This window comes from Exiguobacterium sp. S3, assembly GCF_018617295.1.
Taxonomy (GTDB): Bacteria; Bacillota; Bacilli; order Exiguobacteriales; family Exiguobacteriaceae; genus Exiguobacterium; species Exiguobacterium profundum.
Window position 1 is genome coordinate 49133 of record NZ_JACSJW010000005.1, and the last position, 26861, is coordinate 75993.

General features: G+C 47.1%; 23 protein-coding genes and 1 riboswitch. Of the genes, 14 read left to right on the forward strand and 9 right to left on the reverse strand.

Annotated elements, in window-relative coordinates; genetic code table 11:
* Positions 1-35: 35 nt before the first annotated feature.
* The 4 genes from KNO65_RS12820 to KNO65_RS12835 all read left to right on the forward strand — a co-directional run bounded on the left by KNO65_RS12820 (position 36) and on the right by KNO65_RS12835 (position 3976).
* Positions 36-962 (forward strand): branched-chain amino acid transaminase, encoded by a 927-nt coding sequence (locus KNO65_RS12820; protein WP_074037806.1) that lies wholly within the window; start codon positions 36-38, stop codon positions 960-962.
* Positions 963-976: 14 nt separating this feature from the next.
* Positions 977-2065, forward strand: a complete 1089-nt coding sequence (gene alr / locus KNO65_RS12825) for an alanine racemase (protein WP_214784699.1) — start codon at positions 977-979, stop codon at positions 2063-2065.
* Complete coding sequence (lysA, locus tag KNO65_RS12830; protein WP_214691456.1) at positions 2035-3327, forward strand: diaminopimelate decarboxylase; 1293 nt, start codon at positions 2035-2037, stop codon at positions 3325-3327. Before alr ends, lysA begins: the two co-directional genes overlap by 31 nt.
* 94 nt (positions 3328-3421) lie before the next feature.
* On the forward strand, positions 3422-3976 hold the full coding sequence (locus KNO65_RS12835; RefSeq protein WP_251028335.1) for a nitroreductase family protein: 555 nt from the start codon (positions 3422-3424) through the stop codon (positions 3974-3976).
* A 104-nt stretch (positions 3977-4080) separates the two neighbouring features.
* Here KNO65_RS12835 and KNO65_RS12840 read toward each other — a convergent pair whose 3' ends face one another.
* Positions 4081-4266, reverse strand: a complete 186-nt coding sequence (locus KNO65_RS12840; protein ID WP_074037801.1) for a hypothetical protein — start codon at positions 4264-4266, stop codon at positions 4081-4083.
* 109 nt (positions 4267-4375) lie between these two features.
* Positions 4376-4912, reverse strand: coding sequence for a gamma carbonic anhydrase family protein (locus tag KNO65_RS12845; protein ID WP_074037800.1), 537 nt, complete (start codon positions 4910-4912; stop codon positions 4376-4378).
* 119 nt (positions 4913-5031) lie between these two features.
* Between KNO65_RS12845 and ade the strand changes: the two genes are divergently transcribed.
* The 3 genes from ade to KNO65_RS12860 all read left to right on the forward strand — a co-directional run bounded on the left by ade (position 5032) and on the right by KNO65_RS12860 (position 9081).
* Positions 5032-6741, forward strand: coding sequence for an adenine deaminase (gene ade / locus KNO65_RS12850; RefSeq protein WP_214784702.1), 1710 nt, complete (start codon positions 5032-5034; stop codon positions 6739-6741).
* A gap of 118 nt (positions 6742-6859) precedes the next feature.
* On the forward strand, positions 6860-7144 hold the full coding sequence (locus KNO65_RS12855) for a hypothetical protein (protein WP_015880753.1): 285 nt from the start codon (positions 6860-6862) through the stop codon (positions 7142-7144).
* Positions 7145-7201: 57 nt separating this feature from the next.
* Positions 7202-7376: riboswitch (Lysine riboswitch) on the forward strand.
* A gap of 112 nt (positions 7377-7488) precedes the next feature.
* The gene (locus KNO65_RS12860; protein ID WP_214784705.1) at positions 7489-9081 is read left to right on the forward strand and encodes a Na+/H+ antiporter NhaC family protein; all 1593 of its coding nucleotides are present in this window, start codon (positions 7489-7491) and stop codon (positions 9079-9081) included.
* A gap of 347 nt (positions 9082-9428) precedes the next feature.
* On the opposite strand, the gene KNO65_RS12865 is transcribed toward KNO65_RS12860, so the two are convergent.
* A complete protein-coding gene (locus KNO65_RS12865; RefSeq protein WP_159563514.1) occupies positions 9429-11054 on the reverse strand; it encodes a peptide ABC transporter substrate-binding protein in 1626 nt (541 codons plus the stop codon).
* 223 nt (positions 11055-11277) lie between these two features.
* Here KNO65_RS12865 and KNO65_RS12870 point away from each other — a divergent pair, with 223 nt between their 5' ends.
* Positions 11278-12681 (forward strand): basic amino acid/polyamine antiporter, encoded by a 1404-nt coding sequence (locus KNO65_RS12870; RefSeq protein WP_214784708.1) that lies wholly within the window; start codon positions 11278-11280, stop codon positions 12679-12681.
* 17 nt (positions 12682-12698) lie between these two features.
* On the opposite strand, the gene KNO65_RS12875 is transcribed toward KNO65_RS12870, so the two are convergent.
* Entirely contained in the window at positions 12699-14753 is a 2055-nt protein-coding gene (locus KNO65_RS12875) for a sensor domain-containing protein (protein WP_214784711.1), read from the reverse strand.
* A gap of 155 nt (positions 14754-14908) precedes the next feature.
* Between KNO65_RS12875 and KNO65_RS12880 the strand changes: the two genes are divergently transcribed.
* The 3 genes from KNO65_RS12880 to KNO65_RS12890 all read left to right on the forward strand — a co-directional run bounded on the left by KNO65_RS12880 (position 14909) and on the right by KNO65_RS12890 (position 16920).
* Positions 14909-16111: an ornithine--oxo-acid transaminase gene (locus KNO65_RS12880; RefSeq protein ID WP_015880758.1), complete on the forward strand. Its 1203-nt coding sequence runs from the start codon at positions 14909-14911 to the stop codon at positions 16109-16111.
* Between the two features lie 79 nt (positions 16112-16190).
* Positions 16191-16577, forward strand: a complete 387-nt coding sequence (gene crcB, locus KNO65_RS12885) for a fluoride efflux transporter CrcB (RefSeq protein WP_214784714.1) — start codon at positions 16191-16193, stop codon at positions 16575-16577.
* Positions 16578-16587: 10 nt separating this feature from the next.
* The gene (locus tag KNO65_RS12890; RefSeq protein WP_015880760.1) at positions 16588-16920 is read left to right on the forward strand and encodes a fluoride efflux transporter FluC; all 333 of its coding nucleotides are present in this window, start codon (positions 16588-16590) and stop codon (positions 16918-16920) included.
* Positions 16921-16954: 34 nt separating this feature from the next.
* Here KNO65_RS12890 and yhfH read toward each other — a convergent pair whose 3' ends face one another.
* Entirely contained in the window at positions 16955-17113 is a 159-nt protein-coding gene (yhfH, locus tag KNO65_RS12895) for a protein YhfH (protein ID WP_015880761.1), read from the reverse strand.
* A 149-nt stretch (positions 17114-17262) separates the two neighbouring features.
* Here yhfH and KNO65_RS12900 point away from each other — a divergent pair, with 149 nt between their 5' ends.
* Together KNO65_RS12900 and KNO65_RS12905 are read left to right on the forward strand one after the other, a co-directional pair.
* Complete coding sequence (locus KNO65_RS12900) at positions 17263-17625, forward strand: ArsR/SmtB family transcription factor (protein WP_015880762.1); 363 nt, start codon at positions 17263-17265, stop codon at positions 17623-17625.
* A gap of 110 nt (positions 17626-17735) precedes the next feature.
* On the forward strand, positions 17736-19778 hold the full coding sequence (locus KNO65_RS12905; protein WP_214784717.1) for a heavy metal translocating P-type ATPase: 2043 nt from the start codon (positions 17736-17738) through the stop codon (positions 19776-19778).
* Positions 19779-19817: 39 nt separating this feature from the next.
* On the opposite strand, the gene KNO65_RS12910 is transcribed toward KNO65_RS12905, so the two are convergent.
* Positions 19818-20441, reverse strand: a complete 624-nt coding sequence (locus KNO65_RS12910) for a hypothetical protein (RefSeq protein ID WP_078146294.1) — start codon at positions 20439-20441, stop codon at positions 19818-19820.
* Between the two features lie 151 nt (positions 20442-20592).
* Here KNO65_RS12910 and KNO65_RS12915 point away from each other — a divergent pair, with 151 nt between their 5' ends.
* The gene (locus KNO65_RS12915; RefSeq protein WP_214784720.1) at positions 20593-22662 is read left to right on the forward strand and encodes an alpha-amylase family protein; all 2070 of its coding nucleotides are present in this window, start codon (positions 20593-20595) and stop codon (positions 22660-22662) included.
* 27 nt (positions 22663-22689) lie between these two features.
* Here KNO65_RS12915 and KNO65_RS12920 read toward each other — a convergent pair whose 3' ends face one another.
* The 3 genes from KNO65_RS12920 to KNO65_RS12930 all read right to left on the reverse strand — a co-directional run bounded on the left by KNO65_RS12920 (position 22690) and on the right by KNO65_RS12930 (position 26762).
* On the reverse strand, positions 22690-25296 hold the full coding sequence (locus KNO65_RS12920) for a putative bifunctional diguanylate cyclase/phosphodiesterase (RefSeq protein ID WP_214784723.1): 2607 nt from the start codon (positions 25294-25296) through the stop codon (positions 22690-22692).
* A gap of 114 nt (positions 25297-25410) precedes the next feature.
* Entirely contained in the window at positions 25411-26277 is an 867-nt protein-coding gene (locus tag KNO65_RS12925; RefSeq protein WP_015880767.1) for a YitT family protein, read from the reverse strand.
* Between the two features lie 77 nt (positions 26278-26354).
* Complete coding sequence (locus KNO65_RS12930) at positions 26355-26762, reverse strand: YkvA family protein (protein WP_074037788.1); 408 nt, start codon at positions 26760-26762, stop codon at positions 26355-26357.
* Positions 26763-26861: the final 99 nt, after the last annotated feature.

Consider the following 26861-nt stretch of genomic DNA (forward strand, 5'->3'; position numbering starts at 1 on the left):
AAAATATAAAAAATGAGGAATGGGAGAGTTGCATTATGGAACAGTATGGACAATGGATGTGGAAAGACGGGGCTTGGATTGAGCCGACTGACGCAAACACGAGTATCATGACACACGCGATTCATTACGGAAGCGGGTTCTTTGAAGGGATTCGCGCGTATCACACGGAGGAAGGTCCTGCTATCTTCCGATTACGTGAACACTTGGAGCGACTTGTTCGCTCGTGTGCATACTACCACGTCACGCTACCGTATACGGTAGATGAACTCGAACAAGCCACGATGGAATTGATTGAGCGAAACGGATTTGAAGCATGCTACATCCGTCCGTTCGTCTTCCTTGGAACACCATGGCAGGCACTTATGCCGACTGCTGAGACGAAGGTACATGTTGCCATCTCGTGTTGGCCGCTCGGTGAATACTTCAACAAGACGGTCGGGATTCGAGCGAAAGTGGCCTCGTATCGCCGCGTGTCTTCTACAATGATGCCAATGCAAGCGAAAGCGGCATCGAACTATATGAACTCACAGCTATTAAAAGGAGAGGCGCTCCGTGACGGATTCGACGAAGCGATTGCCCTTGATATGAACGGAAACGTCAGTGAGGCGAGTGTCGCGAACATCTTCCTCGTGAAAGGAAAAACGATTACGACACCGTCCCTTGACTGTTCTGTACTCGATGGCATCACACGTCAAACGGTGATGCAATTGGCTCGCGAGGCCGGCTATGAAATCGTCGAGCGCCATATCGGACGCGATGAGCTCTATGTGGCTGATGAAATCTTCTTAACGGGAACGGCAGCCGAGGTGACGAGCGTCATCGAGGTCGACCATATCTCGATTGGTGGAGGTGTCCAGACGGTTGCGACAGAAATGTTGACACGCTATCGTGAAGCCGTAACAGGACAGCTTCCGGAACACCGCGATTGGATCACGTTCGTGAAATCAGCAGTAACAGAGTAAAGGAGTTTTGCACGATGGGAGTCACAATTGACTTAAATGCGATTCGCGAAAACAAACGCCGGATTGAAGCGCTCGGGCGCCCCGTGTTTGCGGTCGTGAAAAACAATGCCTATAACCTAGGAATGGAGCCAGTTGTGACGACTTTGTATGATGAAGGAGTCCGTCACTTCATGGTGACCACGTTAGAAGAAGCGATTGAAGTGCGAGCGCATGCAGAGTCGGCTCGCGTCCTCGTCATGAATCCGATATACACGTGGGAACACGTGCATACCCATGAATTTGACGTCGCAATCGGATCGTATGAATGGCTCGTTTCACAGCGTGAGCATCTCGATGGCGTTCGCCTTCATTTGAAATTAGACGTCGGCATGAACCGATTCGGTGCCAAATCGTTTGAAGAAGCGCTACGGATCGTTGCCTTCTGCCAAAATGAAGGATTGAACCTTGTCGGACTATGTACACATTTTCCGCTCGCGGATGCGGACAATGCCGAAGTCGAGCATAGCGTCCAAGTCGAACGCTTTGCCGACTGGTCGACACGTTTGATGGAACGTCATACGTTTGAACTGATCCATGCGGCAAATAGTGCGGCCGCGCTTCAAGACGACTCGCGCTTGCACCATTGCACACATGTGCGTGTCGGTATTTTCTTATACGGTTATTCATCGGTTGAGCCGGTTGAGTGGCTCGTACCTGCGTTTTATTGGGAGACAGAAGTGGTTGCCGTCCACGACATCGAAGCGGGGGCTCATGTCGGGTATGGAACGGGATATACCGTGGAATCGAAAGAACGGATTGCTGTCTTACCTGTCGGATATGGGGATGGATTGATGCGGGCGAGACGTCACTTGCCTGTTCACATCGCAGGGAAAGCATACCCGTTCATCAGTAACATCTTTATGAGCCATAGCTTCATCAAAGTCGACGAAGACGTACAAATCGGCGACCGCGTCACATTATATGGAATCGAGACGAAAATCGATGACGTGACACGTGTTGGCTATGCCAACAACTCAGAACAGCTCTGTGCCCGTTCGTGGCGTGTCCCACATCGCTTTGAAGGAGGAATTGTATGTACACCACCAATCAATCAGAATGTTTGATCGAAGGCGTGTCCGTCCGTGAACTTCAAGCGACGTACGGGACACCTTTATACATCATGAGTGAGCCAGAACTAGAGCGTCGCCTTAGAATTGTCCAGAATGCGTTTCTAGATAAGTATCCGAACACGTATGCGTTATACGCGTCAAAAGCATTATCGATTGCGGCCGTTTATGAAAAAGTGATGGCCGCAGGGTTAAGTGTCGATGTCGTCTCAAGGGGTGAGATGTACGTGGCACTGCATGCCGGTGTACCGGCGGAGCGCATTCACGTTCATGGATCGAACAAGACGATTCTTGACATCACGTATGCTCTCGAACAGGGGATTACACACTTTACCATCGACAATATGCGGGAGATCAGCCTCTTGTCAGGACTTGCGGCTGAATACAATCGCGAAGTCGATGTGCTTCTCCGCATTGTGCCTCAAGTTGTCGGGGGTGCCCATGCGGCGATTCAAACGGGTGGGGTTGATACAAAATTCGGTTTCCCGACGCATGACGACACGTATTTAGACGCGATTCGTGCAACGTTAGAAGCCGAGCACTTACAGTTGAAGGGAATCCATTGTCACGTCGGTTCTCAAATTCAAGATCCGACCCTCTTCATCAACACGGTGAAGACGATGGTGCGCTTCATGGATACGATTCGTCAGGAAACCGGCTATACGACGGACGTCTTGAACATCGGTGGGGGATTCGGCGTCGCTTACTTGGATGAAGACGAATATCTCGATTTTGCCCAGACGATGGAGCAAGTGATGGAGACGTTGGTCGAGGAGGTCGAGGCACGTGAATTGCCACTTCCGAAAATCGGGATTGAGCCGGGACGTTGGCTCGTCGCCAATGCGGGTGCCACGCTTTATGAGGTGGGGACCGTCAAAGAAGTGAGTGGCGTTCGTACATTCGTGTCTGTCGATGGCGGGATGACGGACAATATCCGTCCGGCATTGTATGACGCGGAGTATGAGGTCGTGGCAGCGACTCGGATGAATGAAGAGAAGACGCTCGAGGCAAAAATAGTCGGAGCGTGCTGTGAGTCGGGAGACATCATCTCGAACCGCTCATTGATCCCCCCTGTCACACCAGGTGATTTATTACTTGTCAAAGCAACAGGAGCGTACAATTTCTCCATGGCGAGCAACTATAACCAGATGCTTCGTCCAGCTGTTGTCTTCGTGAAGGACGGGGCACATCGACTTGTCGTTCGTCGCCAAACGTTTGAAGACTTGGTGGCATGTGAGGTCATTGGACAATCAACGTAAGACTGCAGAGCAATCTGTAGTCTTTTTTTTGATTTTGAAATGAGAACGTTTTTCAATTATGATAGAGAAGAGAAAAAAAGGGGAAGTGACGGTCATGACAAAGACAGCAGCACAAAAGCTAATTGAAGAAAGACGTACGGTCCGTATGTTCAAAGAAGCACCAATCGATACGAAAGTGCTCTATGAAGTGTTGCAATCGGCACATCATGCACCATTTCACAATAAAGTCGAACCATGGAACGTGTATGTGTTCAATGGGGATGGGAAGCAAGTGTTACTCGATGCGCTCGAACCAGCCTTCTCGGAGGCGTCAGAAGGGCAACGCGAAAAGGTGACGGGACGGATTTTAAATGCGGCAACCTGTATGTATGTGACGGCAAAACATTTTGAAACGGACAAAGGGAATCGTGACGCGTTACTCGCGACGGCGACATTCATTCAAAATGTTCAGCTGCTCTTAAGTGAGCGTGAGATCGGAATGGTCTGGCGGACGGGTGGACTGTTTGATGATGCAAGGTTGAAGGAAATGATTGGGGCGGAAGGGGAGACGTTTATCGGTCTCCTGCAAATCGGGAAATATGACACAGAAGATATCCCTACACCGAAAGCGCGACAACCGATTGATTCGCATCTCATCATGTTTGAATAATAAAAAGCGAGCGATGGGGAATCCCTTCGCTCGCTTGCTCTATATATCGGTCAGTTATCGCTTTAATTTTGTTGCGAGCCAATCTTGAATCACAGTCGTTGGAATCATCCAGTCGTTCCTCCATTTTTAGAATCTTCTTCTCTACTATTATCCAAATGCATACGTTCCCAAACCTCTCGATGTGCGCCATGAAGGGCATCATCGAATGAATCATCGATATGAAGGCCATAACTTGGATTGATGGACGAGGCATACAGGTCTAGCATGAGTTGATCATGGTTCGGATACATAGAGTGGGCTCCTTTCAATACATCAGCTTGGCTACAACTTCAGTATACAAAGGAACTATGTAGAAAATTCGAGAGAAACGTTAACATTTTATGAATCTTGTAAACGCTTTCACAATTGTTGGATTTCGCGAACTGGAACGCATGACTGCTTATATTGTTCGGCACGCTTGGCATATTTCTTTACCGTTCTCTCCATGATAAAACGATCTTCATCGTTTAATGGACGAACGACTTTTGCTGGGACGCCCATGACCATCACCCCTTCAGGAATCTGCATGTTTGGTGTGACGAGCGCACCGGCAGCGACAAAGGACCCTTTTCCAATCTTCGCCCCATCGAGTACGGTAGCGTGCATGCCAATCAAGCAATCTTCTTCAATCTCACAGCCGTGAATCATCGCCATATGGCCAATCGAGACGCGATCATGAATGATTGTCGGTGAGCCTTCATATTGATGAATCATCGAACCATCCTGAATGTTGACGTATGAACCGATTTGAATGGGTCCTTCGTCTCCACGGATGACGGTATTGAACCATACTCCCGAGTGAGCACCGATGGTCACGTCTCCAATCACGTGTGCCCCTGGTGCAAGATAAGTCGTCGGATCGACTTTTGGTGTCAACTCTCCTAATTTGTATTGCATCGTTGTAACCCCTTTCAGAAAGATATGTTATCATTGTCGCACAACTTGAAAAAGAAATTGCAACGAAAAGAATATTCTTGGTAAGATAGTTAAAATACATTGAATAAGGAGATCGAGAGATGGAGAAACAACATTTGATTGACATCGCCGCAAAGAAAAAGAAAGCGGCCGTCGTCTTTAAAGACGTCGCAGTGATTGACGTGTACAGTCGTGAGACGATTCGTACAGACGTCGCCATCGACGCAGGATATATCGTGGCTATTGGGGAAGGGTACGATGGAGAGGTCGAGTATCACGATCCGACGTGGACGCTTGCACCGTCCTTTATCGATTCCCACGTCCATATCGAGTCATCGATGGTCCCCCCGCATGAATTTGCGAAAGCAGTCTTACCACTTGGTGTCACAACGGTGATTGCTGACCCTCATGAGATTGCGAATGTGAACGGAGCACTCGGGATTGAGTACATGTTAGCAGATGCGAAAGGACTTCCACTCGACGTTCGGATGATGCTTCCGAGTTGTGTACCAGCGACACCATTTGAACATGCGGGCGCAAAACTGTATGCAGAAGATTTGGTACCGTTTTTAGGAGATCCAGGGGTGCATGGCCTAGGTGAAGTCATGGACTATCCATCAGTTGAAGCTGGAAGTGAAGACATGCTTCAAAAGATCGCGCAGACGGAACAAGCGGGTAAAGTGGTCGACGGACACGCATCGGGACTTGGCCCAGACCAATTGAACGTCTATCGTTCTGCAGGAATCATGACGGATCATGAATGTACGACTGCGGAAGAGGCGATTGAACGAGTGCGACGTGGATTCTACGTTCAAATTCGGGAAGGGTCCGTTGCTCGAAACGTGGAGAAGGTGAGCCTAGCCGTTACGGAAAGCAATGCCCACCGCTTCCTTTTCTGTACGGATGATAAGCATTTGGATGACTTGGTCGCGGAAGGTGGAATCGACTACAACATCCGTACCGCCATCAAGCAAGGGGTTAAGCCGGAAACGGCCTATGCCATCGCAAGTCTACATGCCGCAGAGGCCTATGGATTAAAAGAGGTCGGGGCCATTGCACCTGGTAAGAAGGCGAACTTCGTTATCTTGTCAGACGTCGAATCGGTAAAAATCGAACAAGTCTATGTGAATGGTACGCTCGTTGCGGAGAAGGGGAATGCGACGTTTGAATCGGAAGGGATTGAAGTGCCAAAACCGATGAAAGGTGAGCTCGCTTTACCCGAATTGACCGCCGAGTCGTTCCGACTTGCCGCAAGTGAAGAAGAAATCGATGTCATTCAAGTGCTTCCGAACAGCTTGTTGACGAAACGACAGCGTCTCACGTTCCAACCAGACGCATCAGGCGTAGATTTATCGCAGGATATCGCGACGCTTGCCGTCATCGAACGCCATCATGGGACAGGCCATATGGCTCTTGCCCCGGTAACGGGATTCGGCTTGAAACGAGGTGCCCTAGCAGCCACGGTTGCCCATGACAGCCATAACTTGGTCGTCGCCGGGGTCAGCCCGGAAGACATGTTGCTCGCGGCGAGAACTCTTGAAAAAGTAGGGGGAGGGGTCGTCGCCGTATCGGAAGGAGAAGTGCTTGCCGTCCTTCCGCTCGAGATTGGTGGACTGATGACGAAGCGACCATATCGTGAAGTGGCAGAGATTCTGGAACAGCTCAATGATGCGCTAGATGTCGTGGGAGCCCATCGTCATTTCAATCCGTATTTGACGATGTCCTTCCTCGCCTTACCGGTCATTCCTGACTTGAAATTGACCGATATGGGATTGTTCGACGTGACCACGTTCTCATTCATCAACGCTTGACTCGGTCTAACGTATGATTTTTGTTAAGAACCGCCGATAACGATTGAATGCGTGACGGGAAGTTGGTATAGTTACGTCAAGTTTCATCGGGTCAACATTGAAAGGGGGGATATTACAGATGGAACAAGTTGCTTACAATCGGTCGTATGATGAACATGAGGAATTGATCAATTCTGTATATCGTGCTTTCAAGGACCGATGCGAAGAACTACCAGAAGAAACACAGACAAAACGTCGTTTACGACGACTTATTTTCTCTACGATTAAAGAACAGACGAAGTCTCACGCTGACCGATTCGTGTTGTATCACTTCTTCAACGATTTCTTTAAAGCGGTGGAAACGAATGACCAAGAAGCACTCGCTGTCTTGAAGCGAATCATTCGTGATGAAAAAAACTATTGATATGTGACACCAACCTGTGATAATTTAGACGTAACTTTAAATGAATATTCGTGCTATCGATGAGGTAGAGGTGCGATGCTGATGAGTAAGTAGTCGGAGGATGACAACGATGAGGACTACAAAAAGGCAGGATCGCCGAAGTGCAACACCATGTCCGTGGGGTTGTGCTGGGCTGACGGGAAATACCCGTCGGACTGCCATACATATTTACGTATGGAGCGCTCCAAGTCGGCTAAGAAAGACGGAACATCCAGCGAGGGTGTCGGCTTTGTTGCCGATGCCCTCGCTTTGCGTTTTTTTAAGCATAGGGGGGCCTCATCCTAATAAAAAAGGAGGAATTCAGCATGGTAGATTATTCAACATCGGTACTCTCACTCGTACCGGCATTACTTGCAATTATTATGGCAATCACAACACGAAAGGTCATCCCATCACTCGGTGTCGGGATTATCGCAGGAGTCCTTCTCTTGCATAACTTCAATCCAATTGATTCGATTCAATACTTGTGGTCGAACATCATCGCTTTATTCTGGGCGGATGGAGCCATCAACGAATGGAACGTCTTGTTGATTGCGTTCTTGCTCCTTCTCGGGATTTTATCGTCAATCATTCAAACGTCAGGTGGCGCACGCGCATTTGGTGAATGGGCTGCGGCGAACGTCAAGACAGCACGCGGTGCACGTCTCGTCTCATTCGGACTTGGTATTTTGATTTTTATCGATGACTACTTCAATAGCTTGGCGGTCGGAAACATCAGTCGTCCACTCACAGACCGTAAAAACATCTCACGTGCAAAGTTGGCTTACATGATTGACTCAACGGCAGCACCTGTCTGTGTCATCAGCCCGCTTTCAAGTTGGGGTGCATATATCATCGCCATCATCGCAGGTATTTTGGCAAAATACTCGATTGACAGCTATTCGTCATTCTCTGCATTCATTCAAATCATCCCAATGAACTTCTATGCCGTCTTCGCACTACTCTTGACAGCATATGTGGCATTCACTGGACTTGCCATCGGACCGATGCGCACGCACGAACTTCGTGCCCTCCAAGGGGAGTTGTATGATTCGGCAAAAGGAAAGCCGATGGGAATGAGCGAAGATTTACACGAGCACGAAGGTGGAAAAGTACGTGATTTGATCGTACCAATTATCACGCTTATCATCGCGACAGTGTCAGCGATGCTTTACACGGGTGGTCAAGCGCTCGCGGCTGACGGTCAAGACTTCTCGTTGATTGGAGCCTTCGAATCGACAGACGTGACACGCTCACTCGTTGCGGGTGTTGTCATCAGTTTGATTGTCGCATTCTTGCTTCTCATTGGTCGTAAAATCCCAACACGTGACTATGGAAAAGCGGCATGGGAAGGCGTTCGTGCCATGTGGCCGGCTGTCTTGATTCTCTTGTTTGCTTGGACAATCATTGCGGTCATCAGCGACATGAAGACTGGTGAATACTTGGCGAGCTTCGTGACAGATACAATCGCTGCATCTTACTTGCCACTCCTTCTCTTCTTGATTGCCGGAATCATGGCATTCTCGACAGGAACGAGTTGGGGAACATTTGGTTTGATGCTTCCAATCGGTGCCGACTTGATCATGGCCGTTGAACCAGAACTCCTTCTCGCGTCACTTGCGGCTGTATTGGCCGGAGCGGTGTTCGGTGACCACTGTTCACCAATCTCAGATACAACGATTCTCAGCTCAACAGGAGCGGGCTCACACCATATCGACCACGTGGTGACACAATTGCCGTACGCTATTCTTGCAGCGGTCATCTCGGCGATTGGTTACTTGGTGCTCGGGATTACAGCGTCGATTTGGATCGGATTCTTCGCTGCATTGATTTCGTTCATCGTATTGGTTGGAATCGCAGAAGTGATTTCAAAACGTGGGAAAGTACCTGCAGAACTTCGCGCAAAGCGTGAGGCGTGATATATGAAAATGACTTCCATCAAATCGATGGAAGTCATTTTTTATGTGCGGTTGTCACTGCATAAGTGAGACGGTCGAGTAGTTTACCGAGAATGAACCAAAAGGGAACTATGATGTACAGTGATAGGCTGTGGTAATGAAGATGAATGACGTACAAAGAAAACCAAGGTGTCTCGAGCAACCAAAATGGAGGCGAAGTAGATGTGCTTGTCATCCAATCCAGATACATTCATGATGCAGATCGTGACAGCTAATAAGGTGAACCGCAGTGTCAAACTCTTTATAGAGAGACTTTCACGACAGAAAAACCTCCCTGGTCCATGTAGGAATCAAGGAGGTTACAATCATTATTTCACGTCAAGCCACTTGAAACTTGCATCGGCACCGAACGGGTGACGGTACATGTTCTCGATGTTTGAACGCTCTAAGTATGCCTCACCTTTTTGATAAATCGGAGCGATGGCAAAGTCTTCTTCGAGAAGGATGCGTTCTGCTTCTTGCATTGCTTCCCAACGTTTCATCTGATCGGCTTCTTTCTTCGCAGATTGAATCAACTGATCGTATTCGTCATTCGAGTACTCCATACGGTTAAACGGTCCGTCTGTGACCCACATGTCGAGGTATGTCATCGGATCCTGATAGTCAGGGCCCCAACCAGCTGCAGAAACGTCATATTCGCCTTTCCCTTCAAGATCAAGGAAGTTTTTGAACGGTTGCTGTTTGATGTTAAGTGTCAAACCAGGCAAGTTCTTCTCAAGTTCGCCTTTGATGAACTCGTTCACTTTCTTGAACGCTTCTTCGTCACGTGAGAGGAACTCGAGTTCGATTGTTTCAACACCTAATTCTTCTAATCCTTTTTCCCACGCGGCTTTTGCTTCATCTACGTTGTAGTTGAGGAGGTCTGGATACTTCTCACGGAAGTCAGCTCCGTCTTCTGTGAACGTGAAGTCTTTCGCTACGATATAGTTCGCCGGTTGCGATCCATCTGTTAAGATGACATCTGTCACACTCTGTTTGTCGAATCCTTTCGCAAGTGCTTCACGGATGTTGACGTTTTGGAGCGCTTCGTTCTTTTGGTTGAAACGAAGGAAGTTGATTCGAGCATCGGCACGCGTTTTGAACTCGTCGCTGTCTTCGAATTGCGGAACGAATTCAGAAGAGAGGAGCGTGTAGTCCGCTTCACCCGACTCGAACAAGTTGACCCCAGTCGATACGTCTTTTACGACTTTGACGTTGATCGTGTCCATCTTGACGTTTTCAGCATCCCAATATTCAGGGTTCTTCTTGTACACCCATCCTGCATTGTCTTGCCACTCGCTCAAGACGTAAGGTCCGTTATAGAGTGTCTTGTCGACAGATGTTGCGAACTCTTCGCCTTGCTCTTCGACGTACTCTTGTTTTTGCGGCATATACGTTGGGAATCCAGTCAAACCTAAGAAATAAGGAGCTGGTGCTTCCAATTGTACTTCAAGCGTTTTTTCGTCAATCGCTTTTGCGCCGAGGTCGTCGAGCGACATTTCACCCGCAAGGATTTTGTTCGCGTTTTTCAAGTCTTGAAGAATATAGGCATACTCCGCACCTGTTTCAGGATTGAGGGCACGTTTCCAAGAGTAAACGAAGTCTTCAGCTGTAATTGGAGAACCGTCTGACCAGTTTGCGTCACGTAACTTGAACGTGTATGTAAGTCCATCCTCAGATACTTCGACATCTTCGGCAATCCCCGGTGTCGGTTGGTTGTTCTCATCTAGACGATACAATCCTTCGAACACGTTGTTTGTCACGATGATCGATGTCGAGTCTGTTGTCAGTGTCGGATCGAGCTGCGGCAAGTCCGTCGCCGATACCATTGTGATTTCTTTTTTCGCATCGCTCGAAGATGAACCTTCTGAACTTGATGAGTCATCTCCTGTGCTACAAGCAGCCGTCGCCAATAATGCGACCCCCGATAACGCTAACCATTTTTTGTTACGCATCATACAACCTCCCGAAAATTCTGATAATTTAGAATATGTTGTAATTAAACTACATCTGACATGAATATGCAACGGAATTTTTCAAATTATCCGAAAATATAAACTTATTTAGAATGACTATTCATCAATCCTTTCAGGAAGTAGAATAGAAAAATCAACGAATGATTATACAATATTTTTGTATAGTTATTCGTACAGATAGGATAGTAGTGGAGGCGTTAACTTGAAACAACATTCAGCCGGAATCGGCTTTTTCGGTCTTGCGGCAATGGTCGTCGGGACCATGATTGGTGGAGGTGCGTTTAACCTGCCTGGTGCAATGGCACAAGGGGCAGGGGTCGGACCAGTTTTAATTGGATGGGGGATTACGGGTGTCGGCATGATTATGCTCGCCTTCGTGTTTCAGTTTTTAGCAAACACGCGACCAGAGCTAGAAGGCGGAATTTACGCCTATGCCCGTGAAGGTTTCGGGAAGTTTGTGGGATTCAACAGCGGATGGGGGTACTGGATGTCGGCCTGGATTGGGACGGTAGCCAATATCACATTGATTTTCAGTACATTGGCTTATTTTTTTCCTATATTCTCAGCAGAACACCGACTGTTTCGCTTGTTCGTGAGTGTCGTTTTGATTTGGGGCTTATTTTGGCTCATTTCACGTGGGATGCGTGAAGCGGCACTTCTCAATATCGTGACAACGATTGCGAAACTCGTCCCGATTATCTTGTTCATTGTGTTGATCCTATTCGCGTTTAAAATAGATACGTTCCAAGTCGATTTTTGGGGAGAAACAGGGTTTGTTTGGGCGGATGTGTTTCCACAAGTGAAGTCGACGATGCTCGTCACACTCTGGGCATTTGTCGGGATCGAGGGAGCGGTCGTATTGTCATCGCGTGCACGTCACAAAAAAGATGTCGGACGTGCCACGGTCATTGGCCTGATTGGGACGTTAGTGATTTACATGATGATTTCCATCTTCTCGTTTGGTGTCATGACACAGGAGCAACTCGCTGCGTTGCCTGAACCGTCGATGGCATATGTGTTAGAAGCGGTCGTCGGCCCGTTCGGCGCAACATTGATTAACATCGGACTGCTCGTATCATTAACAGGCGCATTGCTCGGCTGGACGATTTTAGCGACGGAGATTTCGTACGTGGCGAGCCGGGATGGGGTGTTTCCGAAAGTATTTCACCGTTTGAATGCGAACGAGACACCAGTGAACGCGCTATTCATCACCCAAGCGTTCACTCAAGTGGTCACGGCCATCGCCTTGTTTTCAGAACAGACGTATCTCGTGCTTTCAAGCATCGCCGGAATCGCAGCACTCGTTCCTTATCTATTCTCGGCACTCTATGGATGGATGGAGGCGAAGCGGACGACGTCGCTACGAATGATGGTCGTTTCCGGGATTGCCTCGCTATACGCCGCCTGGTTGCTCTATGCTTCGGGAGTCGAGTATGTCTTGATTGCGATGATTCTATATGCACCCGGCATCTTCGTCTTTCTTTTGGCCGAACGGGAACAAGGACGACCATTTTTGACCCGTACCCAGTCGTTGATTGCCTTGATTATTCTATTATGTGCGACCTATGGCATTTATGGGCTTTGGACAGCCACAATCGCCCTATAAGAAAACTCACCGGCGCCTCAAGCGTTCGGTGAGTTTTTTGATGATCGGAGTAATTGTTCGATTACACTTGGTGAAGCAGGTCTCGCATATAAATAGCCCTGGAAAGAATCGCAATCTGTCGACTTTAAGTGTGCCAACATCTCTTCATCTTCGACTCCCTCTGCGACGACGTGGAGATTTAAACTCTTCCCAAGATGGACGATGACATCGAGGAGATGAGATTTGGACGCCATCCAATCATCGAGAAAGACTTTATCGATTTTGAGTTCATCGACCGGGAAGGACTTCAAATACTGCAAGGACGAGAAGCCTGTTCCGAAATCGTCAATCGACAGTCGATAGTTCAAGCGCTTGATTTGTTCCATGCGTTCGATGATTTCATCAGTTTGTTGCATGACAAGACTTTCCGTGATCTCCAAAATGACGTCTGCCGGGTCGAGCTGGAGTTGTTGCTTGATGTTTCGTAACGTATTCAAAAAACTGTCGCTTCGGAATTGATTAGGCGAAATGTTGATTGCCATCGAGAGCGGTTGATCGAACTCGGTTTTCCAGGCTTTCAGTTGTTTCGTTGCCTCTAAGATGACCCAGTTGTTGATGGGAACGATGAGTGCCATCTCTTCCGCGAGCGGAATGAACTCTGAAGGCGGAATTTGTCCCAGTTCGTCGTGATGCCAACGAAGGAGTGCCTCAAAACCGATGAGCCGGTCTGTGGCGAGTTCAAACTTTGGTTGATACTCAAGATAAAAATGCTTTTCTTCAAGGGCTCGGTACATCGCCTTCTCAATATGGATTTGTCTCGAGAAAGCGGCATCCATATCTTTTGTCACAAATTGAATCGTACCGACGCCGATCTGTTTCCCTTTGAAGAGGGCACTTTCAGCACGTGTATACAGTTCCTCGAGTGAACTTGTCGAAGACGGATAAAATACGCATCCGATCGAAATCGATACCATGATGGAGTGATGGTAAATCCGGAACGGACGTTGCAGTTCGTGTTGCAGATGTCGGAGTACTTGGAACACTTCTTCTTTCGATTCCTCGAAGAACATGACACCGAACAGTCCGCCCGTAGGATGGAATAAAAGAGCGGACTCCGGAATGAGATGCAGTGCGCGCTCTTTGATTTGGATGAGAAGTTCGTTCCCAACGCGAGACCCGAATGACTCATTGATAATTTTGAAGCGGTCGATATCAAACAAGGCAATATGAAGGAGACCTTCTCGCTCATCGATTTGTCGAAGGATTGAGTCGTAGCGACGTAAAAACCCTTTTTTATTATAAAGTCCAGTCAACTCATTTTGATAAGCGAGGAACTGGACTTCTTTTTCAAGGCGCTTCTTTTCCGACACATCAAATCCGAATGCGGTATATTGAATCACTTCATTCTTCTCACTAACAATCGGTACGACGGTCAAGTTAAGCCAACACGGCTCTGACTCATGTTGCTTACAGGAGATCGGCATCTCACCGTTCCAAATCCGATTGGTCGCCAGTGATTTTAAAACGTTACGCGAAATCCCGTCTTGTTCACTTGAATCATGAATGAGTTCGAACCATTCGCGTCCGATTAGCTGTTGCTCCGTCGCATCGAGTAGACGGCATAACGAAGGATTGATGTCTACAATCTCGCCTTTCGCATTTGTCGCCAAGTAATGTGTGGACTGTTTGATCATCTCTTGAAAATGATGAAGTAGATTGAACTGTTCTGTACTGATGAGCGGTCCAAATCCTTTTGGGAGAAACGCTAAAAAATAACCATAGATCCCTTCGAGCGAAAAAGATTGCAGGTAGGCAGTCGCATAGATGACGGAGCCATCTTTATGTTGAAACGGCGTCATCGCCGTTGTCGAGAATGGATATTGAAGGAGGAGCGGAGACCATGTTTCGAGAGCATGATCTAATTGCCGGACGACCGGCAGCGGTTGATGGAGGACTTCGTCACGTTCCCAGCCGAATAAAACTTCGGCATGCGTATTCCATAATAGGACCGTACCATCTTGAGAAATATAACAACACGGAACAGATAAAGCATCGATGAATTCATCTACTGGTAAATCACGCAATGAAGCCACATCATTTCCTCCAATCTGTCATGCTAAATGCATATTCTAATGTCAGTGTACCTGATTTTGCCAATTCAAGGAATGCTTAAGTTCGTCATTGTCAAAAGAAAGAGGGACGTCATATACTGAAAGAGTAAGATAGTTTTGAATAAGGGGGAAACAATATGTCAAAAACACATGATGTGATTGAATTGACAGAGAAGTTCGGGGCACATAACTATCATCCACTACCGATTGTTATTTCGGAGGCGAAAGGGATTTGGGTAACCGATCCTGAGGGGAATCGCTACATGGATATGTTAAGTGCATACTCTGCTGTCAATCAGGGACACTGTCATCCAAAGATCATCCAAGCGCTTAAAGATCAAGCGGATAAGATCACGTTGACGTCGCGCGCCTTTTATAACGATCAACTCGGACGTTTTTACGACAAAGTGGTAACGCTTACAAAGAAACAGATGGTGTTACCGATGAACACGGGTGCAGAAGCGGTCGAGACGGCCGTGAAGACAGCACGTCGTTGGGCATATGACGTGAAGGGTATTCCGGGACAAGCTGAAATCATCGTCTGCTCAGGAAACTTCCATGGACGGACGATGGCTGCTGTGTCGATGTCGACAGAAGCGGAATATCAGCGTGGATTCGGACCATTATTGCCAGGGTTCAAAGTTGTGCCATACGGTGATATCGACGCGTTCGAAGCGGCGATCACAGAGAATACAGCTGCGTTCATCGTTGAACCGATTCAAGGGGAAGCTGGAATCATCATTCCGCCGGCTGGTTATTTGAAGCGGGCATCTGAGCTCTGTAAAGAACATAATGTCCTCTTCGTCGCAGATGAAATTCAGTCTGGACTTGGTCGTTCTGGAAAGTGGTTTGCCATCGAGTGGGAAGACGTCACACCGGATATGTATATTCTCGGCAAAGCACTCGGAGGCGGAGTCTTCCCAATCTCATGTGTTGCAGCTGACCAGGAGATTCTTTCGGTCTTCAACCCAGGCTCGCACGGGTCGACGTTTGGTGGAAACCCGCTTGCTTCGGCTGTCTCCGTCGCGGCTCTTGAAGTGTTAGAAGAAGAAAACCTACCGGAACGTTCGCTAGAACTCGGGACGTACTTCATGGATCGCTTGAAGTCGATCGACAATCCGATGATTCGTGACGTTCGCGGACGTGGACTCTTTATCGGCATTGAGTTGACGGAGTCGGCTCGTCCTTATTGTGAGGCGCTAAAAGAGCGGGGACTTCTCTGTAAAGAAACACATGAAACCGTGATTCGATTGGCACCACCGCTTGTGATCACGAAAGAAGAACTCGACCAAGCATTCGAAGCAATCGAAGCCGTATTGGCCCCCGCAGCTATTTCATAAGAAGCGTCAGCTTGGTATAATGAAGTCAGTTCAATCGACACCTGCCTAGCAGGTGTCTTTTTCGTGGAGGAGGAGTTGGATGATTTACATATATGTCGGATTGGCAGGGGCGGTCGGTGCTTTGGCACGCTATTGCCTTGGTATGATGATCGATTCGATTGGACCGAGCGCATTCCCGGTTTCGACATTGCTCATCAATCTCATCGGTAGTTTTTTGTTGGGGTGGTTGACTCACATGTTTCTTCGAACGGGTAAACTTTCTCCTCAATTCGTCACCATTGTGGGGACTGGAATGATTGGTTCCTTCACTACATTCTCCACGTTTAGCGTTGAAACGATTCGATTATTAGACGAAAGTCGGATAGGGCTGGCGCTTCTATACGTCTTTTTGAGTATCACGCTTGGACTCGGGAGCTCATGGCTTGGTTATCGTGTCGGCGTGAGACGAAAAGTTGAGGTGAAATAGGGTGACAATCATGTGGATTGCGACAGGTGCCTTTTTTGGTGCGATGTGTCGTTTTGCTATCGGTCAACTGATGAAACGGTGGTCTGATTCCACCTTTCCATTTGCAACATTATTCGTCAATGTGTCGGGTTCGTTTGGTCTTGGGTATTTATATGCCCACACGAGCCATCCGTCGCTCCTTCTCTTTTTAGGGATTGGATTTTTAGGGTCGTTTACGACGTTTTCGACTTTGAAACTTGAATTGATGCGGTTTGCGACAAAAGACTGGATTCGATTCGGACTTTATCTCCTTGCGACATATCTGTTTGGAATACTGGCTGCTTATATCGGATGGTCAATCTAAAACAACGCCCCTTCCATTTCGAAGGGGCGTTGTTTTATTCTGCAAGTTGAAGCTTCTCGGTACATGAAGCACAAGTCGTTTCGTATGACTCGCACTGTTCATCCATATGCTTCCCGCATTCCTGGCACGTTTTGTCCGGTAGTTTTTGATAAAACTCGACAGATGATTCGAGTCGGCTTGCCCATTCATTCATATGAAAATGCCTCCTTCGTAGATGTGTCACGGTATTGGTTGTTGTCATGATTGTATTATAACAGATGGCGTAAAGTCAACTATAATATATAACAGATATATTCAGGATTTTTTGCTACACTATACTCATCAAAAGACGAGGTGAAAAAAATGAAAGTGCCACAGTGTGAAACGATTGGGATTCAATCTGAGGACGTTCCAACGCTACAAACCGCCTTGGCGCAATTAGATGCGCCTCGAGTCAGTCGTTTGTTTAAAGCATTCGCTGATCCGACCCGTTTAAAAGTGCTGTATGTGTTGACGCTCGAACACGAACTATGTGTATGCGATGTGGCCGCCGTTATTGGCCACTCCAACGCGACCGCATCTCACCATTTGCGGACGTTACTCGAACAAGGGTTGGTAAAGTATCGTAAAGAAGGGAAAGTCGTTTATTATTCATTGGATGATGAACACGTAAGACAGCTCGTTGAAATTGCATTGACGCATAGTGAAGAACAAAAAGACGTTTAAGTCCAATGACCGTCCCTCGAATAGGGACGGTCATTTTTTTGGTACTTGTCTTCGATTAAAATTCACGTTACGATATATTCAAATGAACGTTTGAATGTTAGGGGGATATCATGAGAAATCGAGACGTATTACCTGTGTCCGGTATTACCTGTACGAATTGTGCAGCTAAGATTGAGCGAGATGTATCGAAACGTGAAGAAGTCGCATCTTGTCAAATTGATTTTGCGACGAGTCGTATGGTGATTGAGTGGGTGGACCCGTCAAACCGTGACAAGACGCTTCAGTCGATTGAGCAGACGATGGAACGGATTGAACCGGGAGCGAAGTTTGTAAAACAAGACGACGATCAAACCGAAGAACGAGATTGGACGCTTTGGAGATTCCTTATGGCCGCTTTTATTTTTTCAATTGCCATTTGGACAGATTCGATTTTAGGATATATTGCGGCATATTCACTTGCTGGTTATGACGTCGTATACGGTGCGGTCCGGAACATATGGAACCGGGAATGGTTTGACGAGAAATTTTTAATGACCATCGCGACAATCGGGGCATTCGCCATTTCAGAATACCCGGAAGCGGTGGCGGTCATGCTGTTTTATCAACTTGGGGAATACGTGCAAGGACGGGCGGTACGCGCCTCCCGAAAATCGATTCAGTCCTTGTTGAATATGAAACCGACCAGAGCGCGTGTACTCGAGGCGGGTCAGGAAATGGAACGATTGCCGGAAGAAGTAACGGTCGGGTCACACCTCGTCATTCGTTCAGGAGAACTAGTCCCGATGGACGGATTCGTCGTGAGTGGGGCGAGCTCTTTAAATACGTCGTCATTGACTGGTGAATCCGTTCCAAGGCAAGTTAGCGCGGGCGAGGAAGTGTTGGCAGGTATGGTCAATATCGAGGGGCGTCTCATCGTTGAAACGACAAAGCTCGCGGCTGAATCAAGCCTTCAAAAAATGATTGCTCTCGTCGAAGAGGCGAATGGAAAGAAAGCAAAAACGGAACAAATGATCACGCGCTTGGCAAAAGTCTACACACCGATTGTGGTAGTCATGGCGACACTTGTCGCATTCGTTCCACCCTTGTTTGTAGGGGACTTGAATGAATGGATTTACCGGGCCTTGATTTTTCTCGTCATCAGTTGCCCTTGTGCACTTGTGATTTCAATCCCGTTAGGTTATTTCGGGGGGATCGGTTCTGGATCGAAACAAGGGATTCTTGTAAAGGGTGGCGAGTTCCTTGATACATTGACTGAAGTGGATGCAGTGGTCTTCGATAAAACAGGAACATTGACGACCGGGCGATTTGAAGTGACCGATATCGTGACGACAGACGGCATCACTAGCGATGAACTGTTACGGTTAGCTGCCCGTGTCGAACAAGCATCCAATCATCCTCTTGCGCAAGCAATCGTCCGTCGTGCCGGGGAGGTTCAATCGTTTGATTCGATTCAAGAGGAGCCGGGATATGGTCTCCGTGCACGAGATGGTGACGACGAGGTGTATGTAGGGAGTGCCCGTTACATGGAACGGTTAGGTCAAGTGATTGCAGATTCGTCAATCGGGACGAATGTACATGTGATGAAGAATAATCGTTGGCTTGGACGAATCGAACTGATGGATACGGTAAAGCCGGATGCGATGGCTGCAATCGAACAATTGAAACGAATCGGAATCCAGACGGTCATGCTATCTGGAGATCGTCGAGAAGTCGCTACAAAAATTGGCAAGCAACTCGGATTGGATGAAGTACGAGGGGAGTTGCTTCCGCACGAGAAAGTGGAGGCAATCGAACGGATGCTCGGAACGCGTAAAGTTGCTTTCGTCGGGGATGGTATGAATGATGCGGCGGCTTTGGCCCGGGCAGACGTCGGTCTCGTCATGGGTGGCGTCGGAAGCGATACAGCAGTCACGGCGGCGGACGTGGTATTGATGCATGATGCGCCAACGGATGTCATTCGGGCCATTGAGCTAAGCAAACGAACGAAGCGCGTCGTCTGGCAAAATATTTTCCTTGCCTTTGGAATCAAAGCACTTGTCATGCTTTTAGGATTGTTCGGCATCGCAACGATGTGGGAAGCGGTATTTGCGGACGTGGGAGTGGCGCTTCTTGCCATCGCGAACGCGACGCGGTTACTTCGTATGACATCATGAAAGAAGTGTCTCGGTTTTGTACCTGAGACACTTCTTTTTTTATTCGATTCTGTCGTGATGCGTTTTAATGCGCAACAACATAAAGGTGAGGATGACAATAATAGCAAGAAGTAAAAAAGTGATGGTGAAAAGGACTTGTGTCAAGAAAGATACTTGATTCTCTGCCGCAATCAACTCTTTATGAATGTCTTTGTATTGCATTTGTTTGAGAGACCGTAAATCTTCTAAAATCGTTTGCCGAAGTTCTGTCATCGTTTCTGCGACAGCCGTCGCTTTCACTAAGTCGCCTTCTTCATAGATGACGAGAACGCGGTCGGCTTCCTTTTCCCAAATGGCATCTCGTTCGAGTAAATCGAGGACAGAGCTCGGTGTGTCCGGGTCATCGATGATGGATTGTTTAAGGTCTTTGGCTTGTCGAGACATGCTATAGTACATCTCTAAAAAGTGTCGGTCTTCATATGCGAGTAATCCACGGATGGCATTTGCCCGTTCGACGTTATAATACATCACGTCTTCAATCGATTCATAGGAGTCGAGTTGTTCGCCTTGAATGGTTTCGAGACGCTCATTTGTTTCTTTCAATTGAAAAATAAAAATAAAAATAATCGAAATAGATAAGATTGATAAACTGATCCATAATAAAATCCACTTTCGTTGTGACATCGTGACCCTCCTTTCTTCTACATCGTACATGATTTTGTAAAAAACGACAGAAAATATTTTTTTGAAAAAGGAAAAAACGGGGAAATGTATAATCATTAAGAGTAGTGTCTCTTGATGAGAGAAGACAATTAGATGCATAAGGAGAGTCAGTATGTCAGAGAACTCGACGTTACACAAGCTGTGCCAGGTTTTACGAAACAAGCGAACCAATCTTACCTATGAGATTCCGAGTCTTTGGAATCGCATGCGTTTCCATTCCGAGCCGGTTCGAGATGGGGTGGAACGTGTCAACCCATATGATTTTTTGTTGGAAACGATTGAAAAAACGATTTTCCCGTATGCACATGAAAGTCGCGACTATCGTACTTCCATTGCGCTTGCAGACGGACATTTACAAACCGGGGGGGATTGGATCAAACGGGCATCGGTCTACTCCATGCAAGTTCGTACATCGACCTCATGGGACCATGACGGGTCGGGTTACGTTGAAAGGGAGAATTCAGTGGGAATGAAAGACACAGGCACTTTTTTGAAAGCGCTTGCATTGATTCCGCATCTTCTCTATATGGGGATCGATACATTATTCCTCTTGCCGATTTCGCAACACAGCCATAAAAACAAGAAGGGTGAATTCGGTTCTCCTTATGCCGTGCAAGACTTTTTCGCAATCGATGAAGAGTTGAAGGAAACGTTAACTGGTGACGAGATGACGGTCGAAGAAGAATTTGCCGCATTCGTGGAGGCCTGTCACATGGTAGGGATTCGTGTCGTCATCGATGTCATCCCGCGGACGTGTGCCCGAGATAACCGTCTCATCTTAGAAAACCCGGAATGGTTTTACTGGATTCCCTTGACGGAAGTCGATTACTATCATCCGCCATATGTTCCGGGCATTGGGGAGAACGTCAAACCGGAATTTGCTTTCTTGCCGATGGTGTATAACTCAGAAGACGTATGGCAACACTTGCGACGGTTTTCCATGGCACCGAACTTGATTGATGCGGAGAAGTGGGATCGTGTGCGTAACACGTTGCTCGAGCATCCAGAAGAAAACGTATTGGCGATGATTGAACGAGAGTTCGGATTGACAACTGCACCTGCTTTCTCGGATTGTATCAATGACCCGCAACCACCATGGTCAGACGTAACCTATTTCCGACTTTTCTTAGACCATCCGCTTGCAGCGGCACCTTATGTGAACGATGCGAACATTGCACCTTATATCCTGTTTGACTCGATCAAATCCAATCAATTCCGAGGAAATGAGATCAATGAACCCCTTTGGGAGATGCTCGCTGATATCATTCCTCACTATCAACGGGAATACGGTATAGATGGAGCGCGTATTGATATGGGTCATGCCCTTCCGGTCGATTTAGCACAACGAATTTTGGAACAACCGCGTGCCATCGATTCGAATTTCAGCTTTATCGCTGAAGAACTCATCGAGTCCGGAGCCTGGGCGGCGAAGGACGCTGGCTATAATATGATTATCGGATATGGTTTTTATAAAGAACCGCGATTCAACACGCATGAAACCCATCAATTCTTATACGATTCACGCTTTTTACCTCTTCCGGTATTTGCAGCAGGTGAAACGGCAGATACACGACGACTCGCGACACGGGAAGGCGGACGAAAAGCAAGCCGTTTGTTGACGGTGTTGAACGGATTTATGCCAAACGGGGTTCCGATGACGAACTCGGGGCTCGAATTGTATGAGACACAACCGATGAACACTGGACTCGATTGTCGACCGGAAGAGGCGTATCAACTCTTCCCAACGGATCCTTATTTTGGCAAGCTCGCGTTTTTTGATGCGTATCAGTTTCATTGGGATCATCCAGAACGGGATGAAATGATTGAAGTGATGCATCAAGTGGCTGAAATTCGACGTCGATGGTTGGATGTGCTCGTGGATCCGAATCACTTTGAACCGCTCGTTTTAAATGAACCGTTCGCCCCATTCATTGGATTCGCTTGGTTACGACCGGAAACGAATGATACATTGCTCGTCGTAGCGAATACGAACATGGTAGATGCGCTACGAGGAGTCGTCACGCTTGATGGGGTAAGACGTCGAAATTGGAATGCGAGTCGTTTTGCGGAGATGGTCTATTCACCTGATTCGTGGCCGTATGCGGAGCATTCGTTTGATGACAATTGGAATCTCTTGGTCGATTTGAAACCGGGAGAAGTCAAAGTGTACGAGATGAGATGAAAAAACGCCTTGGACCGAATAACCGGTTCAAGGCGTTGTGTGTTTCATGTAGTAAATGACAAATTCATCGAGCGGCATCGGTTTCGCATAGCGATATCCTTGCATGGAGTCACAACCGATTTTACGAAGGAACGTCTCCTGGTACTCGGTTTCGACGCCTTCGGCAACGAGTGCCATACCGAGTTGGCGTGCCATGGCGACAATGGTCGTCGTGACCATTTGATATTCGCGATTCTCTTCAAGCTGCATCGTGAACTCGCGAGGAATTTTCAGTTCATCGATTGGATAACGGACGAGGTATGCGAGTGAACTGTACCCTGTCCCGAAATCATCGATAGACAGCTTGATGCCGAGTGCTTTTAACTCTAAAATGCGATTTAATACACGATCCGAATGATGTGCGGCCACGGTTTCTGTCAACTCAAAATTAAGGCGTGACGGTTCAATCGGGAACCGTTTGAACAATGTTTTCAAGTAATCAATCAAGTGTTCATCAAACAACTGACGGACGGATAAGTTGACCGATAGTTTCGGTAAATGGATGTCGCCTTGTTCAAATACGTGAATCAATTGGAATGTCTCATGAATCATCCAACGACCTAAATCCTGAATATGTCCCGTTTCTTCAGCAATCGGAATGAACTCGCTTGGTGGAATGAACGCACCGTTATGTTGCCAGCGCATGAGCGCCTCTGCTCCGATGATTGCTTTCGTCGAGGCATCCACTTGAGGCTGAAGGAAAAGTGAAATCTCGCCTTTTTCAAGTGCGGTTTCAAGCCCTTCCATCAACACTTTCCGCTCTTCTTTGTCCTCCCGTAACTCTGGTTCGAACATGACGGTTTCGTCACGACCTTTGTCTTTCGCGCGATACATCGCCAAATCGGCATTCGAGAGCAAGTGCTTTAATTTTTTCCCGTGCTCCGGGAAGCGGACAATCCCGATCGAGGCATGTACTTCGACGAGTGTCCCGGCCATATAATACGGGGGACGATAGACAAGTCGCCGCAATCGTTCCGTCAACATCTCATCGTCTCCATGTTCCGCGACGACGATAAACTCATCGCCCCCGAGTCGCCCGGCATATTCGTTCGGCAAGAGTGCAGTCCGCAGCCGTTTTCCGATATGTTGTAATAACTGGTCACCCATATGATGACCGAATTGATCATTGATTTCTTTAAATCCATCTAAATCGGAAAACATCAATGTGAACGTACGCCCTTCCTCGATCAAGCGTTCGATTTGCTCTTGAAGTGCGTAGCGGTTATGAAGACCGGTCAAACTATCGAATTTAGCTTGATACAGAATTTGTTCTTGTTGCTCGATCATCTGGGTGATGTCTTTAGCGATAGCGTAGATGCCCTCGACTTCTCCCTCGATGATCATTGGGACGTTGACCAATTGCCAGACGCGTGTTTCCCCTTCGTCGGTCATCACACGCACATCGATTGTTCGGGGACGACCGTTCGTCAACTCTTGAAGAATGATGGTATAAGGTGCACGGTCTTTCGATTCAATGATGTCTAAGATGTTCGAGCCGAGTAGTGTTTCGGTTGTCAGTCCTAAGATAGAACTGCCGGCCTCGTTGACAGATAACACTTCGCCATGCAAGTCGAATAAGAAAATCGGTTCTGAATGGTAGGCAAAAAGCGAACGGTATTGCTGTTCACGAATTTCTAATTCATGTGCCTTGGTCGACACGGCAACTTCCAAATCTGTGTTGACGGAATGCAAGCGATGACTGATGAGTGCGTTCTGTTTGGAGACGACAAACTGACGAATGAGCAACAAGAGAACAGCATTTGCGATCATCGAGTCCATTACGGATGTTCCAAGAAGGCGATCGGAAGCGAGTAAAAACATCATGACGACCACACTATACAGCACATAATCGACAATGGAATCGTAGGCAAGTGCATCTTCCGATACATCATCGACCCAGTAGCTAATCGAGATGGTCAAGATACTACTGACTTGCAACAGATGAATCAATTCATGTGTAATTCCGGAAAAGACAACCAACGTGTTTGCAATCGAAGCAATCGTGAATCCAAGAATTCCGACGAGCAATAAAATCCGGAACTGTTGACCGGCTGAGACGACTCGATTTAAGTAGAGGAATGCGAGCATCATATAGAGGCTAATGAGTAACATTTGCTCTTCGAATCCGCTCAACTGTGACACGAGTGAGACGTCTTGCGTTGAAAAGAACCAAATATGAAGACCACCAATCAAGAGGAAACTGAACAGGGCGAATAAATCGAACGTGCGTAGTTTCAAAGTACGGAACTCAATCGATTGCGTGATGACGATTAAAGCCATGATTAAATAAAAGAAATTTTGGAGGAACAACAAGGACTGCATATTGTCGTTGATTGAATGATAGTGCATCAGTAAGTACAGCGTGAAACATACATTTCCAGCGCTAATCAAAATATGGATAAAACGCCGCATACCTCTATGTTTAAAGATAGCTACTCCGCTAAAGCCAATCGCTGCCCCTGATATGACGAGATAATAGATGAACAACGTGATCTGTAGTAAGTCGTGCGGGGTTAAAAATAAAAATAAAAGTCCGGTAGAAAAAGTTCCGATGAGGATCGCCGGAACGTATTGGCGCAACGAGTGAACAGACAACTCATGCACCTCCTTCTTTATATGTATGGGGCTCTTATTTATTATCGGAACAGGAGAACGAAGATTACACAAAAAAATCGACAACAATCTATATTGTTGTCGAAAATTTTAGATTTACAGTGTATATGAGTGTTCTTTAAAGTTCCCGACGACTGAATCGATTTCAGACACAGTGACAAACGCCTCAGAATCGATTTCAGACACGATTTGACGAAGGCGTGGGATTTCATTGTTCTGGACGACGACGTACAGCATTTTTTTCGAATCATTCGAATATCCGCCTGTCGCATCCATAATCGTGACGCCCCGTTTCAAATTCTGCTTGATGACCAAATTGATTTCGTCTGCTTTTTGACAAATGATGAAGCATTGCTTTTGGGCAGCGAAGAATTTATGAATCGTAAGCAACGTACGGGATCTGACGAAGCTTAACACAAGCGCGTACATGACAGCTTTGATGTCAAAGACGATGAAGACCAACACATAGACGATGATGTCTTGTGTCAGAAAGATTTTAGGCAACGACAAGTTTCGATTATTCATATATATGACTTTCCCTAGAATGTCGAGTCCACCGGTGGAAGCTCCTGCAAAGAGGAGAAGTGCGAGTCCAAGCCCTGAAACGATTCCGCTGAACACCGAAGCGACGAGCGGATCATCGAGTGGGGTCGGGGGAATCAAGACTGGCAAACTATCGATGAGGATAGAGGAAAGTACGACGACAATTCCTGTCATCAAGATAAATCGACGTCCCAAATATTTTAGTCCCAATAAAAAGAGTGGGATATTAAGCACGAGCTGTGTCAAACCGATGGGAGTTCCAAACAGTTCATTCGTAATCAACGTGATTCCGACGATTCCCCCAGAACCGATTTCATTTGGTTTGAGCAGTAAGCTGACAAAGACAGACTGAAGGATTGTCCCGGCAATGATGAACAGTACCGTTTCAAGGGCAACCCGTTTTCGAGATTTTGCATACATAGATAATGGCTAGGCCTGACGCCTCCTTTTTGTAAGTCTTCTGCAAGCGTACTGCTACTTTTACGTCATTTCAAGTCTCACATGTCATTATGGAATCGATCGATATCACTCGCTAATTGCTCATGTACGTAATCGATGACTTGAGCATCATCAAAAAGTCCGAGTGGGACATCGTCTGGAATCGCATCGAATGGGGAGACGAAGTATAGGATGGCCGCAACAAGTTCCTCTTGTTTATCGGGTTGCATCTCAAATTGTTCATTGTAAAGCGCGCGTAACATATTCAGCATTTGTTTCATCTGGAAGTAAAGTGTCAGTTCTTCTTCACGCTCGATGTTACTGATTTCATTGGATGCCACATCGACTGTGACTTTTGCGAGTGCGCGTTCACCTTGAACGAGCAAGTCGCCCAATTGTTCTCGGTCGCGGATGTCTTCTTTCGCTTGTTTTAAAAAATGTGTGTATGTTGTTTTCCAATCTGCCATTTGGATTCCTCCTTCTTTCTTCATCTACTAATATGCCCGTTTTTGCGCATTGGTTGCAACTTTTCCTGAAATTTAAGAAAATAAAGATAACTGAAAAGG

Excerpts from the sequence above, each read along its gene's own strand:
- KNO65_RS12820 (WP_074037806.1), top strand. The coding sequence starts at position 36 with ATGGAACAGTATGGACAATGGATGTGGAAAGACGGGGCTTGGATTGAG.
- alr (WP_214784699.1), top strand. The coding sequence starts at position 977 with ATGGGAGTCACAATTGACTTAAATGCGATTCGCGAAAACAAACGCCGG.
- lysA (WP_214691456.1), top strand. The coding sequence starts at position 2,035 with ATGTACACCACCAATCAATCAGAATGTTTGATCGAAGGCGTGTCCGTC.
- KNO65_RS12835 (WP_251028335.1), top strand. The coding sequence starts at position 3,422 with ATGACAAAGACAGCAGCACAAAAGCTAATTGAAGAAAGACGTACGGTC.
- KNO65_RS12840 (WP_074037801.1), bottom strand. The coding sequence starts at position 4,266 with ATGTATCCGAACCATGATCAACTCATGCTAGACCTGTATGCCTCGTCC.
- KNO65_RS12845 (WP_074037800.1), bottom strand. The coding sequence starts at position 4,912 with ATGCAATACAAATTAGGAGAGTTGACACCAAAAGTCGATCCGACGACT.
- ade (WP_214784702.1), top strand. The coding sequence starts at position 5,032 with ATGGAGAAACAACATTTGATTGACATCGCCGCAAAGAAAAAGAAAGCG.
- KNO65_RS12855 (WP_015880753.1), top strand. The coding sequence starts at position 6,860 with ATGGAACAAGTTGCTTACAATCGGTCGTATGATGAACATGAGGAATTG.
- KNO65_RS12860 (WP_214784705.1), top strand. The coding sequence starts at position 7,489 with ATGGTAGATTATTCAACATCGGTACTCTCACTCGTACCGGCATTACTT.
- KNO65_RS12865 (WP_159563514.1), bottom strand. The coding sequence starts at position 11,054 with ATGCGTAACAAAAAATGGTTAGCGTTATCGGGGGTCGCATTATTGGCG.
- KNO65_RS12880 (WP_015880758.1), top strand. The coding sequence starts at position 14,909 with ATGTCAAAAACACATGATGTGATTGAATTGACAGAGAAGTTCGGGGCA.
- crcB (WP_214784714.1), top strand. The coding sequence starts at position 16,191 with ATGATTTACATATATGTCGGATTGGCAGGGGCGGTCGGTGCTTTGGCA.
- KNO65_RS12890 (WP_015880760.1), top strand. The coding sequence starts at position 16,588 with ATGTGGATTGCGACAGGTGCCTTTTTTGGTGCGATGTGTCGTTTTGCT.
- yhfH (WP_015880761.1), bottom strand. The coding sequence starts at position 17,113 with ATGAATGAATGGGCAAGCCGACTCGAATCATCTGTCGAGTTTTATCAA.
- KNO65_RS12900 (WP_015880762.1), top strand. The coding sequence starts at position 17,263 with ATGAAAGTGCCACAGTGTGAAACGATTGGGATTCAATCTGAGGACGTT.
- KNO65_RS12905 (WP_214784717.1), top strand. The coding sequence starts at position 17,736 with ATGAGAAATCGAGACGTATTACCTGTGTCCGGTATTACCTGTACGAAT.
- KNO65_RS12910 (WP_078146294.1), bottom strand. The coding sequence starts at position 20,441 with ATGTCACAACGAAAGTGGATTTTATTATGGATCAGTTTATCAATCTTA.
- KNO65_RS12915 (WP_214784720.1), top strand. The coding sequence starts at position 20,593 with ATGTCAGAGAACTCGACGTTACACAAGCTGTGCCAGGTTTTACGAAAC.
- KNO65_RS12925 (WP_015880767.1), bottom strand. The coding sequence starts at position 26,277 with ATGTATGCAAAATCTCGAAAACGGGTTGCCCTTGAAACGGTACTGTTC.
- KNO65_RS12930 (WP_074037788.1), bottom strand. The coding sequence starts at position 26,762 with ATGGCAGATTGGAAAACAACATACACACATTTTTTAAAACAAGCGAAA.